General features: G+C 40.8%; 17 protein-coding genes, 1 tRNA gene and 1 pseudogene. 15 read left to right on the forward strand and 4 right to left on the reverse strand.

What is annotated here, in order from left to right; genetic code table 11:
- Positions 1 to 23: 23 nt before the first annotated feature.
- The 4 genes from B9Y89_RS08895 to B9Y89_RS08905 all read left to right on the forward strand — a co-directional run bounded on the left by B9Y89_RS08895 (position 24) and on the right by B9Y89_RS08905 (position 2746).
- Positions 24 to 1244, forward strand: a complete 1221-nt coding sequence (locus B9Y89_RS08895) for an NAD(P)/FAD-dependent oxidoreductase (RefSeq protein WP_085522889.1) — start codon at positions 24 to 26, stop codon at positions 1242 to 1244.
- A gap of 206 nt (positions 1245 to 1450) precedes the next feature.
- Complete coding sequence (locus tag B9Y89_RS19015) at positions 1451 to 1576, forward strand: YuiA family protein (protein WP_176222164.1); 126 nt, start codon at positions 1451 to 1453, stop codon at positions 1574 to 1576.
- 113 nt (positions 1577 to 1689) lie between these two features.
- The gene (locus tag B9Y89_RS08900) at positions 1690 to 2019 is read left to right on the forward strand and encodes a YuiB family protein (RefSeq protein WP_085522890.1); all 330 of its coding nucleotides are present in this window, start codon (positions 1690 to 1692) and stop codon (positions 2017 to 2019) included.
- Positions 2020 to 2074: 55 nt separating this feature from the next.
- A complete protein-coding gene (locus tag B9Y89_RS08905; protein WP_441351474.1) occupies positions 2075 to 2746 on the forward strand; it encodes a 3D domain-containing protein in 672 nt (223 codons plus the stop codon).
- A gap of 25 nt (positions 2747 to 2771) precedes the next feature.
- On the opposite strand, the gene B9Y89_RS08910 is transcribed toward B9Y89_RS08905, so the two are convergent.
- Entirely contained in the window at positions 2772 to 3584 is an 813-nt protein-coding gene (locus B9Y89_RS08910; RefSeq protein ID WP_085522891.1) for an ABC transporter substrate-binding protein, read from the reverse strand.
- A 178-nt stretch (positions 3585 to 3762) separates the two neighbouring features.
- Between B9Y89_RS08910 and B9Y89_RS08920 the strand changes: the two are divergent.
- Positions 3763 to 5150, forward strand: a pseudogene (locus B9Y89_RS08920) (leucyl aminopeptidase).
- 68 nt (positions 5151 to 5218) lie between these two features.
- On the opposite strand, the gene B9Y89_RS08925 reads toward B9Y89_RS08920, so the two are convergent.
- A complete protein-coding gene (locus B9Y89_RS08925) occupies positions 5219 to 5797 on the reverse strand; it encodes a biotin transporter BioY (RefSeq protein ID WP_085522894.1) in 579 nt (192 codons plus the stop codon).
- A 147-nt stretch (positions 5798 to 5944) separates the two neighbouring features.
- On the opposite strand from B9Y89_RS08925, the gene B9Y89_RS08930 reads away from it, so the two are divergent.
- Positions 5945 to 6322: a hypothetical protein gene (locus B9Y89_RS08930; protein ID WP_085522895.1), complete on the forward strand. Its 378-nt coding sequence runs from the start codon at positions 5945 to 5947 to the stop codon at positions 6320 to 6322.
- 14 nt (positions 6323 to 6336) lie between these two features.
- Here the strand turns inward: B9Y89_RS08930 and B9Y89_RS08935 are convergent, their stop codons facing one another.
- The gene (locus tag B9Y89_RS08935; RefSeq protein ID WP_085522896.1) at positions 6337 to 6723 is read right to left on the reverse strand and encodes a helix-turn-helix domain-containing protein; all 387 of its coding nucleotides are present in this window, start codon (positions 6721 to 6723) and stop codon (positions 6337 to 6339) included.
- 164 nt (positions 6724 to 6887) lie between these two features.
- Between B9Y89_RS08935 and B9Y89_RS08940 the strand changes: the two genes are divergently transcribed.
- From B9Y89_RS08940 to yugI, 3 genes are all read left to right on the forward strand, one after another.
- Positions 6888 to 7100 (forward strand): helix-turn-helix domain-containing protein, encoded by a 213-nt coding sequence (locus B9Y89_RS08940; protein ID WP_085522897.1) that lies wholly within the window; start codon positions 6888 to 6890, stop codon positions 7098 to 7100.
- 191 nt (positions 7101 to 7291) lie between these two features.
- On the forward strand, positions 7292 to 9187 hold the full coding sequence (asnB, locus tag B9Y89_RS08945) for an asparagine synthase (glutamine-hydrolyzing) (RefSeq protein WP_085522898.1): 1896 nt from the start codon (positions 7292 to 7294) through the stop codon (positions 9185 to 9187).
- A gap of 198 nt (positions 9188 to 9385) precedes the next feature.
- Complete coding sequence (yugI, locus tag B9Y89_RS08950; protein WP_085522899.1) at positions 9386 to 9775, forward strand: S1 domain-containing post-transcriptional regulator GSP13; 390 nt, start codon at positions 9386 to 9388, stop codon at positions 9773 to 9775.
- 57 nt (positions 9776 to 9832) lie between these two features.
- Here yugI and B9Y89_RS08955 read toward each other — a convergent pair whose 3' ends face one another.
- Entirely contained in the window at positions 9833 to 10057 is a 225-nt protein-coding gene (locus B9Y89_RS08955; protein ID WP_085522900.1) for a DUF378 domain-containing protein, read from the reverse strand.
- Between the two features lie 136 nt (positions 10058 to 10193).
- Between B9Y89_RS08955 and B9Y89_RS08960 the strand changes: the two genes are divergently transcribed.
- From B9Y89_RS08960 to B9Y89_RS08990, 6 genes are all read left to right on the forward strand, one after another.
- Positions 10194 to 11363, forward strand: coding sequence for an iron-containing alcohol dehydrogenase (locus tag B9Y89_RS08960; protein ID WP_085522901.1), 1170 nt, complete (start codon positions 10194 to 10196; stop codon positions 11361 to 11363).
- A 117-nt stretch (positions 11364 to 11480) separates the two neighbouring features.
- Positions 11481 to 12836: a glucose-6-phosphate isomerase gene (locus B9Y89_RS08965; RefSeq protein WP_085522902.1), complete on the forward strand. Its 1356-nt coding sequence runs from the start codon at positions 11481 to 11483 to the stop codon at positions 12834 to 12836.
- 368 nt (positions 12837 to 13204) lie between these two features.
- Positions 13205 to 13612, forward strand: a complete 408-nt coding sequence (locus B9Y89_RS08970; protein ID WP_085522903.1) for a YugN family protein — start codon at positions 13205 to 13207, stop codon at positions 13610 to 13612.
- Positions 13613 to 13703: 91 nt separating this feature from the next.
- Complete coding sequence (locus tag B9Y89_RS08975; RefSeq protein ID WP_176222165.1) at positions 13704 to 13997, forward strand: YggT family protein; 294 nt, start codon at positions 13704 to 13706, stop codon at positions 13995 to 13997.
- Between the two features lie 72 nt (positions 13998 to 14069).
- Positions 14070 to 14142 (forward strand) — tRNA-Ala (locus B9Y89_RS08980).
- Between the two features lie 856 nt (positions 14143 to 14998).
- Positions 14999 to 15553: a TetR/AcrR family transcriptional regulator gene (locus B9Y89_RS08990; protein ID WP_085522906.1), complete on the forward strand. Its 555-nt coding sequence runs from the start codon at positions 14999 to 15001 to the stop codon at positions 15551 to 15553.
- Positions 15554 to 15593 lie beyond the last annotated feature (40 nt).

The raw sequence follows: 15593 nt of genomic DNA on the forward strand, positions 1-15593 counted from the left end.
CGTAAAAGGTGGAAGTGATGTAAGTGAATCAACCTAGAATTGTGATTCTTGGTGCTGGATACGGTGGGATGATGACTGCTCAACAATTAACGAAGCAGTTAAGAGCAGACGCTGCACATATCACGCTTGTCAACAAACATAATTACCATTATCAGACCACATGGCTCCATGAAGCGGCAGCAGGAACCCTTCACCATGATAGAACGCGTATGCTAATTAGAAATGTTATTAATACCAACCGCATCGAGTTCGTACAAGACATCGTCAAAGAGATTCAACCTAAAGACAACAAAGTCATTCTAGAAAACGGGACATTGGATTATGATTATATTGTAATCGCCCTCGGATTTGACCCGGCTACCTTTGGTATTAAAGGGATAGAGGATTATGCCTTTAGTATCCAAAGTATCGATACAGTACGGAAAATCAGAGAGCATATAGAATATCAATTTGCAAGTTATCACTATGGTAATGAACATGATGATGCCCGTTTAAATATTATTGTCGGCGGTGGTGGATTCACAGGTGTTGAATTTGTCGGCGAGTTGGCACAACGTGTACCTGAACTCTGCCAGGAATACGATATTGACCGCGATAAAGTTCGAGTGATTAATATTGAGGGGTCAACGACGATTTTAGCGGGGTTTGAGGATGAACTTGCAAGCTACGCAAAGCAACGCCTTGAAAGCAAAGGCGTTGAATTTAAGCTAGGTTATTTAATTAAGGAAGTGAAGTCTAACGATGTCATCGTTGAGAAAAAGGACGGTGGTGAATCAGAAGAAATTCATGCGCGCACCGTTGTATGGACCGGCGGTGTCCGTGGTAATACCGTTGTTGCAGAATCAGGATTTGAAGTCGATCGGGGGAAAATTCCCGTTCGTCAAGACTTGCGCTCACAAGAATATGACAATGTTTTTGTGATTGGCGATTGTGCTCTTTTGACGAATCCAGAAAATGATCAACCCTATCCGCCAACAGCTCAAATTGCTATTCAGCAGTCATATGCACTAGCTGCAAATCTTAAAGCCGTTATTCAAGGCCAAGAAACGGAGCCTTTTGATTATCACGAAAAAGGAACCGTTGCCTCGCTAGGTGAAGGGGATGCTATTGGTAAAGTCGGAAATACTTTGCTAAAGGGATTCACGGCATCCGCTTTAAAAAAGATCATTGATGATCGCTATTTGTTGTTACTCGGCGGTCCTAGCCTCTTGCTCAAAAAAGGTAAATTTAATTTTCTTCAATAATAGATATTAATGGAGACAGTTGATCATCAGCTGTCTTCTCTTATTTTAATTAGGCTGAAAAAATAAAATTGTAAGAAAAACTAACTTAAATCAAAGAAACTTGAGATGAATTCGCTTACATGGATTCCCATTCGAATATATGTCTCTTTTCAAATAATGATAATCTTGATAAAATTGTCTGAAAACTCGGAAAGGGGTTCTGTGAGATGTCGTCTCAAGGTGACAGGAAGCGGAATTATTGTCCCTATTGTGAAGGAAAAGGTTATTTTCAATTGCTCTTAGGTGGTTCAGAAACCTGTGACAATTGTTCAGGCACGGGGAAAAGTCAATAACCAAACAAACATATCCGCTTGTAGCGGGTATGTTTTTTTAATGAAAATAAAAGATATTTGACGGTTAGACGATGATTCAAGTAAACTGTTTTTGAAATATCGGAGGTGTAAGCATGTCATCACAGTTGATTCTGCCGGCTTTTTTAGTATCGATACTCTTATTCGCTGTCTTATTTTTTGGCCTTGGCTTTATTATTAATATGTTGATCAAGACGGCGTGGCTGCCGGCCATTCTTTATCCGGTTATTATTTTGTTATATATAGACGACATTTCAACGTTGGATTATTTTACACAATTCGGATCTTCAATGCCAGCCTTAGGGGAAAAAATGGCAAGCCTAGCCCCTTCTGATATTACGGTTCTATCCGCAGGATGGATTGGAGCCATCATATCAGGTATTGTCATGAAAATGCTTCGCTCTAGAGGTTATCAAATGTTCTAAAATGTATAATGGCGCTCTCTCCTGGAGATGATGAGTCTCGAGGAGAGTGAAGCATTTGCATACAGTTAAAGTAGCGTCAAGACGTTTCTTAATGACCCTGTTTGTGGTTATCGCTTTACTAACTACATACCAAAGCATTACAGGTCTAAACGGAAAGGCTCTTATTGAATGGTACAAGGAACCTTCACCTCAACCACTTGAAACAAAACAATCAATGTTAAGGAATTATCAGAAACCATTAAAATCAAATTCGACATTTATTAACCATATGGCTGTTAAAAGCGGCAGCGGATTAATGTCGACATTAAAACTTGAACAATACGAAACCCATAAAGTATTAGCAACGGGCTATACAGCTGGTATTGAATCAACGGGTAAAACACCAAACCATCCAGCATATGGCATTACTTATAGCGGTGTTGAAGTACGCCGAGATTTATACTCGACGATTGCTGCAGATACCGATGTTTTTCCTATAGGTACGGTACTATTTATTCCTGGATATGGTTATGGTGTGGTGGCCGATACCGGATCAGCTATTCAGGGAGACCGGTTGGATTTATACTATAATTCGGTCCAAGATGTCTATGATAAATGGGGAAAAAAGCATGTCAAAGTGTACATTGTTAAAGAAGGCAACGGTCATTTAACAGAGAAGACCATGAGAACTTTGAATAATCAAGAATCATTACAAGTGTTTCGCCCTGTCTATAATAATCAATCCTAAAAGCAAGGCGCGCATCCCTTGCTTTTTAATGTTCCAGTATATCATCAGTCGGTGTAAACGCTGGAAAAACCTCAGGATGGAGGATAGCCGCAATGCGCTTTAATCCGATGAGAAGTCGTGGTGATGGCCGGCAAAAATAAGGTTCTTCTAATATGTGGACTTGGTCACGCCGGACTGCTTTTAGCTGCCTAGCAGCTTGACGTTGGAGCACAAATTCCTTTTTAACCTTGTGATGGGACACCCCCACCCAGATAAGGCAAATGTAATCGGGATCCAACGTAACAATGTTTTCCCAATCCGTTTTGTAACTCGCCGTATGTTTCTCGGCAAAGAGATTCCTACCTCCAGCTATATCTGTCATTTCTGTTAACCAATTAACACCTCCAGGAGAGAAAACAGGACGTGGCCACCACTCCCAATAGATCGTCGGTTGATCGTTAATGGTTTTTCCTAGCTTTCGATAAGTTTCGAGGATGTAGCGGTAGCGGTTGACGATCTTTTTAGCATGCGCTTCAATCTGTACAGCCTGCCCCAATTTGAGTAAATCATCAGCGATATCATCCAAACTTTGAGGATCTAAGATGATATAAGGTAACCCTCGTTCCTCCAATCGTTCGATATTTTTTTCCATTCCGGGGACACTTAATGAAGCTAGGATTAGGTCAGGCTTTAACGATTCGACTTGATCGATATCAATGTCAAGATCTGGGCCAAGTTTAGGCAAGTGTTGAATACTAGCCGGCCAATCTGAATAGTTGTCGATGCCCACAATTTGTTCAGTTAAACCAAGATAAACGAGCAATTCCGTGTTGCTCGGGCAAATCGATACAATCCGCATAGAAGTCCTCCCTTTACGATAGTATTATTTGGAGACTATCATTAAAATTCTGTATAATAAGAATTATAACAGAAAGGGAGGCCAATTAATGGTGAACATCAATCAAAATTTAGAAAAACATGAGGCATTGATTTTACCGATCGCAGATAAAACATCGCGTTCAAGCTTTTTTCAGTCAATGAATGATGCACTAAATGGACAATTGACGGCGATCATTGAAGACCAATCAACGCTTACAAATGAAAAAGAAATCAAAGTGTTACATACTTTTGGACAAGCTAGGGCTAAATATGTGGTGACTTTAGGTGTTGGGCGGCCTAAGAACTCAATCATAAATCTTTAAAGGAAGCAGTTGGACAAGCAGTTAAAGCGGTTTTGAAAGAAGATGTAGGCGATATTGCTATGGATGTCGACGGATTAGTCAGCGAGACCTTGCCTCTTGAGACGGTGATTTCTAACGCCACTGAAGCTGTCCATTTGGCGGCATATCAGTTTAATGATTTTAAAAGTAGTCATGATCATAAGCGATCTCAATTAGACGCATTGACGCTTTATACAACAGCTGACAACGATGGTGTATTATCGGATGCAGCTGCGACCGGCAAGGCACTAGCTTTAGGGACGAATACAGCCCGTACCTTAGTCAATAATCCAGCTAACCATATGACGCCATCCATATTGGCGGATCATGCCAGAGACATTGCCGAACGTCATGGAATGTCATTTGAAGTTCTTGATAAGGAAGATATGGAGCGCCTTGGTATGGGAGCTTTGCTAGCGGTCAATCAAGGTTCAGATGAACCCCCTAAATTGATGGTCTTAAAGTATCAAGGTAAGTCCGATTGGTCCGATGTACTCACATTTGTGGGTAAAGGGATCACGTTTGATGCAGGCGGCTACTCCCTTAAAACACCAAAGGGCATGGTCACCATGAAATCAGATATGGGTGGCAGTGCAGCTGCTCTAGGTGCAATGGATACGATCGGTTATTTACAACCGGAGGCTAATGTTATGGTGGTTGTCCCATCAACTGAGAACTTAGTGAATGGTTCGGCAGTGAAACCCGGAGATGTGATAACAGCCTATAACGGTCAAACGGTTGAAGTGGTCAATACAGATGCTGAAGGGCGCCTGGTTTTAGCGGATGCTTTGGCCTACAGTCGGGAACTTGGGGCAGACTATCTTGTTGACATTGCAACACTAACAGGAGCTGTTGTTGCTGCTTTAGGCCATTATACGACAGGTGTCGTTGCTAATGATGATGACTTTTACAAACAGGTTCAAACCGCATCAGATCTTGCTGGGGAATGGATTTGGCGCTTTCCTCACCACAAGCCGTATCAAGATATGATTCGACATGGCAGTCATGTTGCAGATCTCGTTAATGCTCCTGGTGGTGGTGCCGGTTCGATAACGGCTGGTATGTTTTTACAACAATTTGTGGCTGATACGCCATGGGTACACTTAGATATTGCAGGAACGGCCTTTTCGGATCAAGCAAATGATCTAGGACCAAAAGGAGCAACTGGTGTAATGACGCGAACATTAGCCTTACTTACTCAATAGAACGTCATAACAAAGCTTGGTTACATCTTTAACCAAGCTTTGTTATCGATTGGACGCGTGAAATTCACCTAAAAACTGCGTCCGGCGGGGCGCTGACGGTTGTAGATGCTATAAAATACACGTTCACCAAGGAGTGCGGCTATGAATATAAAAATAATATCTTTGATAAAGAAAGGCACCATCGACGTCCAAGTTGTCCAATAAGGGATGGGCGTGTTGATCCAGAAGTTCAATGCCATATACATCCAATGGGTTCCGATGATGTAATTGACAAATAAACCGGCATACGCAGCAAGAAAAAAGTGTTTCATGCTTGGGGAAGGCGTGGTTTCGACAATTTTGCCACTAATGTAGGCAACCGCGATGAATGAAAGAATAAATCCAAAATCTTGTTTCATCGTCACGCCGATCCCCCCTAGCATTTGTGCAAATACGGGTACACCAGCAAGTCCGATAAGCATATAGACAATCATAGATACAGGCCCCAAACGTGATCCTAATAATAGACCTGCTATGACGGCAAAAAACGGTTGAAAGGTCAAAGGGACACCGGCAACAGGTGGGATAAGGACTGTGATATTGGCCCCGATCGCCATTAAAGCTGCAAATAAAGCTGCTAATACTAAATCTCGTGCGTTCCACTTCATTTTTTGTTAACCCCCGATCTATATCGGTTAACATTTTAAAAACAACTTTTAATCTTGTCAAGTATTTGTGGAAATAGAGTGACTTAGTCGAACGTCCTTAAAGTATATGCATAGGATGTAATAAACGCCTGAAAAGGAGGCATTGACGTGACCGAAGACAGAATAAACAAGTATCCTGGGATTGATGATCCATATGGTTGGGACAGCGCGTCATTAAATGGTGGTTATGGTTCTTATGAATCTCCTTATTTTGAACCACACCCTCAGACAAGTCCCGCTCAGTTTAATCAATCTGGACCTAACAACGGTACAGGATATCCAGGCATGGTATCACCATATGGCGGAGCTTCGCCGTATGGGGGGGATCCTTACTCACCTTATGGTTATCCACAGCCCCAGCCCTACCCGCCTGCTCCCAATTATGGCGGTGGTAACAATGTGGCATGGGTGATTCTCTTTATTGTAGTGATAGTCGGTGGGGCGTATTACTTATGGAGATCAGGTTATTTACAAGGCCCTGTTTAAAAAGAGAACTCCGGTTAGTAACCGGAGTTCTCTTTTCCATTCATAATTGACCATATTTTTTTAAGCTTAAGGAATTGATCATGGTTAGTTATCATGTCTTTAATCAAACTTTCCAGTTCAGGGGAAGAGTGAATGGCATTGAGTAATTCGATGTCTTGCTGATGGCTTATGTATTCACTATCATTTTCCCTAATGGAAGAAGATAAACCTAACAGGTAATCAGCGGTGACATGGAAATAAGATGCGACAAAAGCAATAGTTTCAGGATCAGGCTTTCGTGAGCCTGACTCATACCTAGACAATTGTACATTCGTAATATTTAATTCTGTTGCTAACTCCATTTGTGAAAGTTGGTGTGACTGTCGCAGATGACGTATTCGTTGACCAAGGATATTCCCCATTAAGGGAACACCTTCCTCCGTTAAATAATTTGCATTTAGTTTATCATGTTTTAATTTTACCACATAGGTAATTGCCGAATCGGAAATGAATTTACAAATATATATCATTAATGTTATTATAAAATTGTGTTAATTTCCATATTGGCAAATAAGGGTGTGGAGGAATGAAAAGACGAGTTGTAGATTTGGGAAAGCTTAAACGTATACGAAAGCAGCAAATGTCTTTGCACACGATGTCACAAATGCTAGGCTATAAAAGTCCAAACGGGTATTACTACTTAGAAAAAGGTCGTAGCAAGATGCCGGCTGACATCCTTGCCAATGTAGCTATCATTTTAGATGTCCCGTTAGAAGAATTGTTTAAAGATGAAAAGTAAGTGGAACGGGTGCCTCTCTAAAGGCACTTTTTTTTACGAAAATCTTTTGGATGGTCAAAAAAAGAGCAATATAGTCGATGATTTATGGTAAACTGGGAAAGGTATGTTCAGAATGATAAACTATTAAGAATGGCGAACACAACAGAAGTGTTATCACTTTTTTATGATTTGATAGAGAAAGGAAGATCGCTATGTGCGGTTTCGTCGGATTTATTTCCAACCACTTATCACAACCAAATGATCATGAACAAAATGGTATGACTTACAGAACCCAATTGATTACTCATAGAGGTCCTGACGACGACGGATTCTATACAGATGACAGGGTCCAATTTGGCTTCCGACGTTTGAGCATTATTGACTTGGAAGGAGGGCACCAGCCCTTAGCCTATGATGATGGACGCTATTTCATGATCTATAACGGGGAAGTATACAATTATGTGGAATTACGTGAGCAACTTGAAGCAGAGGGTTACGAATTTCAAACCGATTCAGACTCTGAGGTGATCATTGCCTCATATGCCGCCAAAAAAGAAGAAGCGGTGAAAGATTTAAGAGGAATGTTTGCTTTTGTTATCTGGGATAAGGTTGAGCAGACCATTTTTGCTGCCAGAGATCCCTTTGGTATCAAACCCTTTTATTATATGGAGACTGATGAAGGCACTTTTTTTGCGTCAGAGAAAAAAAGCTTGCTCGCTGGTGAAGCGAATGATGATTTGTCACAAGCGGCCTTGCAGTATTATTTAACCTATCAATTTGTACCTGAGCCTTACACTATGTCAAAAAAGATTCACCGTCTAGAGCCAGGGCATTATTTTACAAAAAAAGCAGATGGGTCCATGTCGGTTCATCCATATTGGCAGCCTGAGTTTCGGGCAGCTCCGAAAACGATAGATACGGCTAAAAAGCAGATCAGGGATGCGATGCGTGATTCCGTGAGTGTCCATATGCGCAGTGATGTTCCCGTCGGTGCATTTTTGTCAAGCGGTATTGACTCTACGGCCATTGTTGCTCTTGCAAAAGAACTTAATCCAAACATTGAAACATTTACGGTCGGCTTTGAACGCGAAGGCTATAGTGAAATTGATGTCGCTAAGGATACAGCGGAGCAGTTAAACGTGAATAATACACATACGGTGATTACTCCGGAAGCTTTTGTAAATGAGCTGCCCAAAATCATTTGGCATATGGATGATCCCGTGGCTGATCCTGCTGCTATCCCGCTGTATTTCGTTGCCAAAGAGGCAAGTAAACATGTTAAAGTGGTGTTATCCGGCGAGGGGGCTGATGAACTGTTCGGTGGTTACAATATTTACCGAGAGCCCTTAGCCCTTAATTGGTTCAAAAACATTCCTGATTTTGGAAGGCGTTTACTCAAAGAAACAGCTCAACGTCTTCCTGAGACGACAAAGGGACGCAATTATGTTATTAGAGGGTGTACCCCTCTGGAAGAACGTTACATCGGCAATGCATTTATGTTCGATGAACAAGAAAAACAATTTTTGTATAAAGGTTTTTTGCCGCAGACGCATTTTACAGATGTCACATCGAATCTTTACGAACGTGTCAAAGACAATAAGGATATTGAAAGAATGCAATATGTTGACCTGCATACATGGTTACGTGGCGATATTTTAGTGAAGGCTGACCGGATGACGATGGCTCATTCCTTAGAACTCCGTGTTCCATTTTTGGACAAGCCGGTCTTTGATGTTGCTTCCTCGATTCCTGAGGACTTAAAAACGGGAAATAAAACAACGAAATATGCACTGAGAGAGGCAATGCGTGATATAGTGCCTGACAGTGTTTTGTATAATAAAAAACTAGGCTTTCCGGTTCCAATCAGAGTGTGGCTACGCAATGAATTATATGATTGGGCACGGCAGGTCATTGCTGATAGTCAAGTGGATGAATGGATCAATAAATCGTACGTGTATAAACTGCTTGAAGACCATAGACACCAAAAGCGGGACAACAGCCGCAAGCTTTGGACGATACTCGTATTTATGCTGTGGCATCAAATGTATGTCGAAAAAACAATTGACACTCGGGCATTTCAAGTTGAGATGACAAACAGTCCATATTAAGGATAAGCGCCGCTATTTTATAAAAGCGGCGCTTATCTATATTTTTATCTAATCGACAATACTGATCAAAAAACGCCAAATTATTTCCCGGGACATGATGAATAATGACAGGTGTTATGAGGGCGTGTGTAAATAGAAAAGTTAAATGAAGTATGATATAATTATTTAGTTAAAAAAATCATGTCGGGAGTTGTTTCAATGCAAGATGTAAACGTTGGCGATATCGTTGAAGGCAAAGTGACGGGTATCAAGCCTTTTGGTGCTTTTGTCGCCATTAATGAAAACCAACAAGGACTTGTTCACATCTCAGAAATATCACATGAATATGTAAAAGATATTAACGAACATTTAAGTGTCGGTGATTCAGTCAATGTTAAAGTGATCAAAATTGATGAAGATGCCGGCAAAGTTTCTCTATCCATTCGTGCAACGCAACCCAAGCCACAATCACAATCCAAGCCACCAAAACGTGAAAAACAACAATCTGCAGATAAACCAGGTTTTAATACCCTAGAAGCGAAATTAAAGGATTGGTTAAAAGAATCAAACGAAAAACAAGCGCAGCTCAATAAGCGTTTGAATAAATAAGAAAAGGTATCCCATTTCAGGGATACCTTTTAAATAAACTGGATATTTATATGGTGATTAATTAGTTTCAGGCGCTCGCTCCACCTCTTCTGAGGGTTGAAAGAGCAGCGTTAAACTATAGAGTGCACTCAAACCAACAATGGCATAAATGACTCGAGCTAAGGCACTATCTTGTCCACCAAAAATAGCGGCAACTAAATCAAAATCGAAAAATCCAATTAATCCCCAGTTAATACCACCTATGATAACTAATGCTAATGCCGTTCGTTGAAGACCACTCATTGGAGCCCCTCCTTTTCTTTAAAAATCGTACTCATGATTAGTTTCTCGCTGTCTGAAATAAAATATACAGGTTGCATTTTTCTTTACAATGATAAAGTGTGACCATCATAATAGATGAGACAGGAGGTATGATGTTATGGATACATTTGTTTGGAACAATCCGACGAAATTAATTTTTGGCTATGGTCAAACGGCTGAGCTAAAAAATGAAGTACCGTTGTACGGCAACAAAGTTTTATTGGTTTATGGCGGTGGAAGTATAAAGAAAAATGGGCTTTATGATGAAGTTGTGAATCATCTTAAAAGCATTGATGTTGATATTGTTGAACTTTCCGGGGTGGAGCCTAATCCACGCTTGTCAACTATACATAAAGGTGTGACGCTGTGTAAAGAACATGATGTCGACTTCATTCTTGCTGTCGGAGGCGGCAGTGTAATTGATGGGTCGAAAACCATTGCAGCGGGTGCGAAGTATGATGGTGATGTTTGGGACTTTGTCTCGAAAAAGGCTAAACCCGATACAGCGCTTCCCTTAGGGACAGTGTTGACTTTAGCCGCCACAGGTTCAGAGATGAATTCAGGTGCAGTTGTGACCAATTGGGAAACTCATGAAAAATACGGTTGGGGCAGCCCGCTGTTATTTCCTAAGTTCTCAATTTTAGATCCGGCAAATACTTATACAGTTCCTGAAAATCACACGGTATACGGCATTGTTGATATGATGAGCCACGTGCTTGAACAATACTATCACCGTCAATCAAATACACCCCTTCAAGAACACATGTGTGAAGCTGTGTTGAAAACCGTCATTGATGCGGCTCCCAAACTCCTTGAAAACTTAAAGGATTATGAAGCGCGTGAGACGATTTTATATAGTGGCACGATTGCTTTAAATGGTATGTTGCAAATGGGCACGCGTGGTGACTGGGGAACCCACAATCTTGAACATGCTGTATCAGCGATTTACGATATTCCTCATGCCGGGGGATTAGCGATTTTATTCCCGAAATGGTTGAAACATATCGTTGACAAGGGTCAAGGCATTGATAAAACGAAACAATTGGCTGTTCGGGTTTTTGATGTTGATCCTACAGGGAAAAATGACCAAGACATTGCCATTGAAGGTATTGACCGGTTAAGCGCCTTTTGGGACCGCCTTGGTGCACCTTCACGATTAGCAGATTATGATATCACTGACGAAAAGCTTGATTTCATTACTGATCATGCAATGGCAAACGGTCCGTTTGGTGGTTATAAAACGATGGAAAGGCAAGATGTCTTAGACGTACTCAAGAGTGCACTATAAATTAGAGGGCCGGCCTTTTGGTTGGCCTTTTCCATTTAAGTTTCAGTGAGATATGTTGAATTGTTGGCAGTGTTTATGTAAAGTGTAGAAGAGATTATTCATGGAGGGTGAAGATCAATGGGTGAAGTCACATTTGATTATAGCAATGCCCTTAACTTTTTTGGGGAACATGAAATGGAGCACTTGCAAGATCAAGTTCGGACGGCACATGAAGCCTTGCATAATGGAACAGGTGCGGGCAACGATTTTCTAGGATGGCTAACGCTTCCCGAAAATTACGATCGCGAGGAATTCCAGCGAATTCAAGCATCGGCTGAGAAAATCAAATCGGATTCTGATGTTTTGCTTGTCATTGGCATTGGCGGTTCTTATTTAGGTGCGCGTGCTGCAGTTGAAATGCTGAACCATTCTTTTTACAACATGCTGTCGGCGGAAGACCGCGAGACACCTCAGGTTATTTTCGTCGGTAACACGATCAGTCCAACCTATACAAAAGAACTGTTAACGGTATTAAAGGACAAAGATGTTTCCGTTAATGTGATTTCGAAGTCAGGTACAACTACGGAACCGGCCATTGCTTTTCGTATTTTCCGCAGTTTTTTAGAAGAAAAGTATGGACAAGAAGAGGCACGTCGCCGGATTTATGCAACCACGGATAAGGAAAAAGGCGCACTCAAAACTTTGGCAACAAACGAAGGCTATGAAACGTTCGTCATTCCAGATGATGTTGGCGGTCGTTATTCTGTTTTAACCGCTGTTGGATTGTTACCTATCGCTGCGAGCGGTATTGATATCGATCAAATGATGGCCGGTGCCCGGGCGGCACAAGAAGCTTACAACACGCCGGATTTATCGAATAATCCTGCTTATCAGTATGCGGTGGTCCGAAATATCTTTTATAATAAAGGTAAAGTGATTGAGTTACTCGTGAATTATGAACCGGGCTTACATTACTTTTCCGAGTGGTGGAAGCAATTATTTGGAGAAAGTGAAGGTAAGGATCATAAGGCCCTTTACCCGGCATCTGCTGATTTTTCAACAGATTTACATTCTTTGGGGCAGTATGTTCAAGAAGGGCGTCGTCATTTACTTGAAACTGTTTTAAATGTTGAGAAGCCCCGTGAGGATATGACGATCGAGGAAGATCAAGATAATCTTGATAATTTAAATTATCTTGCTGGCGAAACCATGGATTTTGTTAATAAGAAAGCCTTTGAGGGCACGCTTTTAGCTCATACTGACGGGGAAGTGCCAAATTTGGTCGTTAACATTCCGGAATTAACACCATATTACTTTGGCTATCTCGTTTATTTCTTTGAGAAAGCCTGTGCCATCAGCGGTTACTTACTAGGTGTCAACCCGTTTGATCAACCAGGTGTTGAGGCCTATAAGAAGAATATGTTTGCGCTGCTCGGCAAGCCAGGGTTTGAAGATCAGAAAGAAGCGCTCGAGAACCGTTTGCATAGGAAATAAAAAATTAAGTCCCGCCACAAATTCGGTGGGACTTTCCTGTAAACATGATATTTGACCTTAGTTTTTGTTTATCAATATCGATTGGTTCCTAAGACTGGGGGGGTTATGTCTTCCTTGGGAAAAATGCTTCCTAACTCTGAATTGTATGTTCTGTAGCACTAATTTTTGCTCCATAAGTCGATTTTTGTGTTCAACATCTTTCATATGCATGTTTCTTTTTTATTGAAGAATAATAATGACAAAGAAGCACTTCCCCGCTTCGTTAAGAACTACCATAGAGACTTTAAAGAAACATCGGCTAAAAGCTCAGGCGCATCCGCGTCCTGTGCGTCGCGACGTAGTAAACTGATTATAGAGGGAGTGAGCGTATGAAAGTGATTGAATCGGAATTGAATGGGCAAGTATTGCCGCTAATTGAACTTGAGAACATACTGAAACCGATGGGTTATGCGATAGGTGGTAATTGGGATTATGACCATGGTTCATTTGATTATAAAATTGATGATGAGGGCAGTTATGTGTTCTTACGTCTGCCGTTTGAAGCGGTTGAAGGTGAACTCGATCGTGACGGGTGTGTCGTCAGGTTGGGTGAGCCATTCTTATTACATCACAAATATCGAACTGATAACGAACAAACCGATGTTGACATCGGGAGTTTGAGTGCGAGTGTCAACCAATTCCAAACACCACTTGAAAAAGACGCGGAAATGTCGGATGAATTCGTTGACATTGGTAAAGATTATGTCCAGAAAGTGGAACAGGCGGTTTTGCATTAATTATATCATATGTCGACACCGGCGTTATCATATTCAGCCGGTGTTGCTATAGGTGATCGCCGTTTTCATGTTAGAGAAAGGGGAGAGAGACTTGGAACGAGGATCAATGATTGTTGTCAAAGTTGTCAATACCCTGGTTTCAATTGTACAGCTATTACTTGTATTCTATATTTTTTTGGAGCTTTTCAATGCTAATCAGGTTACGTTTGTCCGCTGGATCTACGGCTTAGCAGAACCCCTGATGCGCCCATTTGCAGGAGTATTTGATCCTTATGTTATTAACGGGCAATACACACTTGATTTATCCGCTGTCTTTGCTTTTATGGTTTATAGTGCCTTTGGCTATTTGCTGACAATGATTATAACCGCGATAATAAAAAGATAAGCACAAAAGCATTGACACTGCGAAAATCATTTGTTATATTAATACTTGTCCGCAACAAAACATAAGCTTTGCGGGGCATTAGCTCAGTCGGGAGAGCGCATCGCTGGCAGCGATGAGGTCATCGGTTCGAGCCCGATATGCTCCATCGTGGAGAACCCTTGGCATATAAGGGTTCTCTTATTTTATGTCTAACAAAGCCTGCTCGTATCTCCTATTTTCGTGATATTCGTAAGCATACGGGGAATTTTACCGGGTAACAGTAACCTCTTGCTTCGTTAAATCCTTCTCTGTCCTTAGCTGTTTAAGAATAACCGGGAACACGTATTTTGAAACAATTTTTCTAAAAAGGATTGCATGCAGATCATTTAATCACTCTTAACGGAGGTATTAACTCATGAAAAAAATCGTATTTATTAACTATCTCATAAAAACTTCCGGCATCCTTAACATCGAATGAACCCGTACCACAACGTTGATGGGTAACGGTATTTAATTGATCTAAATAGACCTTTTCGTTGTATTTCACGACCACTTTGCATTTTGAACAACGTAACCGCATTTTCACCATCTCCTACAGCATAAATTTTTCTTCGATTTGCGCGTCTAATCTCTTCGAATCACTATGTACATCACCTTCAAAATCTGTCACCTTTCGATAAAGTATTCGACAAACTAATAACCGAATCCTTTTTTTGAAGTGAGTAAGAGTGGAGAATGACTTGTTAAAATACATGGATGGCCGCCTCAAGACTTGGTTAGCGGAACAAACAGTATACATAGGAACACTTTAGTTTTAAGTCTTTATGAAAAGGACGGGATGCCTTAATAAGGATCGCGTCCGATCTACATTTAATGGATCAGATAATGGCGTTAGTCTTATATTTGTTGAATTATATATTTCAAAAACAGGAAATATAAGATCGTTCAATTGATTATAAGAATAAAAAATGTTATTTTAAAAATAAAAATTAGGTCGGTCGTTCTACCTATAGGAGGATGGTATGAATACATCGATAAAGAAAGAGACTTTATTAAATGTAGCAGAAAGACTATTCTATGAACATGGATTTCGGGGTGTTGGACTCAAGCAGATTATTCGCGAAGCAAATGTAGCGAACATGACCCTTTATAATCATTTTTCATCTAAAGAACATTTAGTTGAGGAGGTTTTAAAGCAAAGAGAAGAAAGGTATTGGTCATATTTGGATGATTTTGTGAAAGGTGAGATCGATTCTCCTTTTCTCTTTGCAGTTGAAGCCCATGGTAAATGGTTAGAAAAAGAGTCTTATAAAGGGGACATGTTTTTACGAGCCATTGAAGATTATGCAGGGACCAATAATGATATTGAAAATATTGCTCGTTCGCACAAGTCCAAACTATTACGTTATTTTCAAACTTTGGCCAAACGAATGGGTGAAGACAATCAAAGTGATCTCGCCCATTATTTTACACTATTGCTTGAAGGTGCAACATCGATGACAACATTGATTGGGGCAGAAAAAGCGACGGAATACTCAATGGCGATGGCAAAGAAGATCGTTCAGCCGTCATCGTAATTTTTTTTATACAGAAGATAGAAAGGTCGTTCTATATACC

This window comes from Tuberibacillus sp. Marseille-P3662, assembly GCF_900178005.1.
Taxonomy (GTDB): Bacteria; Bacillota; Bacilli; order Bacillales; family Sporolactobacillaceae; genus Marseille-P3662.

What these genes read in the sequence shown, in the direction of transcription:
- B9Y89_RS19015 (WP_176222164.1), top strand. Translation starts at nt 1,451, where the DNA reads ATGTCGTCTCAAGGTGACAGGAAGCGGAATTATTGTCCCTATTGTGAA.
- B9Y89_RS08900 (WP_085522890.1), top strand. Translation starts at nt 1,690, where the DNA reads ATGTCATCACAGTTGATTCTGCCGGCTTTTTTAGTATCGATACTCTTA.
- B9Y89_RS08910 (WP_085522891.1), bottom strand. Translation starts at nt 3,584, where the DNA reads ATGCGGATTGTATCGATTTGCCCGAGCAACACGGAATTGCTCGTTTAT.
- B9Y89_RS08925 (WP_085522894.1), bottom strand. Translation starts at nt 5,797, where the DNA reads ATGAAGTGGAACGCACGAGATTTAGTATTAGCAGCTTTATTTGCAGCT.
- B9Y89_RS08935 (WP_085522896.1), bottom strand. Translation starts at nt 6,723, where the DNA reads ATGGGGAATATCCTTGGTCAACGAATACGTCATCTGCGACAGTCACAC.
- B9Y89_RS08940 (WP_085522897.1), top strand. Translation starts at nt 6,888, where the DNA reads ATGAAAAGACGAGTTGTAGATTTGGGAAAGCTTAAACGTATACGAAAG.
- asnB (WP_085522898.1), top strand. Translation starts at nt 7,292, where the DNA reads ATGTGCGGTTTCGTCGGATTTATTTCCAACCACTTATCACAACCAAAT.
- yugI (WP_085522899.1), top strand. Translation starts at nt 9,386, where the DNA reads ATGCAAGATGTAAACGTTGGCGATATCGTTGAAGGCAAAGTGACGGGT.
- B9Y89_RS08955 (WP_085522900.1), bottom strand. Translation starts at nt 10,057, where the DNA reads ATGAGTGGTCTTCAACGAACGGCATTAGCATTAGTTATCATAGGTGGT.
- B9Y89_RS08960 (WP_085522901.1), top strand. Translation starts at nt 10,194, where the DNA reads ATGGATACATTTGTTTGGAACAATCCGACGAAATTAATTTTTGGCTAT.
- B9Y89_RS08965 (WP_085522902.1), top strand. Translation starts at nt 11,481, where the DNA reads ATGGGTGAAGTCACATTTGATTATAGCAATGCCCTTAACTTTTTTGGG.
- B9Y89_RS08970 (WP_085522903.1), top strand. Translation starts at nt 13,205, where the DNA reads ATGAAAGTGATTGAATCGGAATTGAATGGGCAAGTATTGCCGCTAATT.
- B9Y89_RS08990 (WP_085522906.1), top strand. Translation starts at nt 14,999, where the DNA reads ATGAATACATCGATAAAGAAAGAGACTTTATTAAATGTAGCAGAAAGA.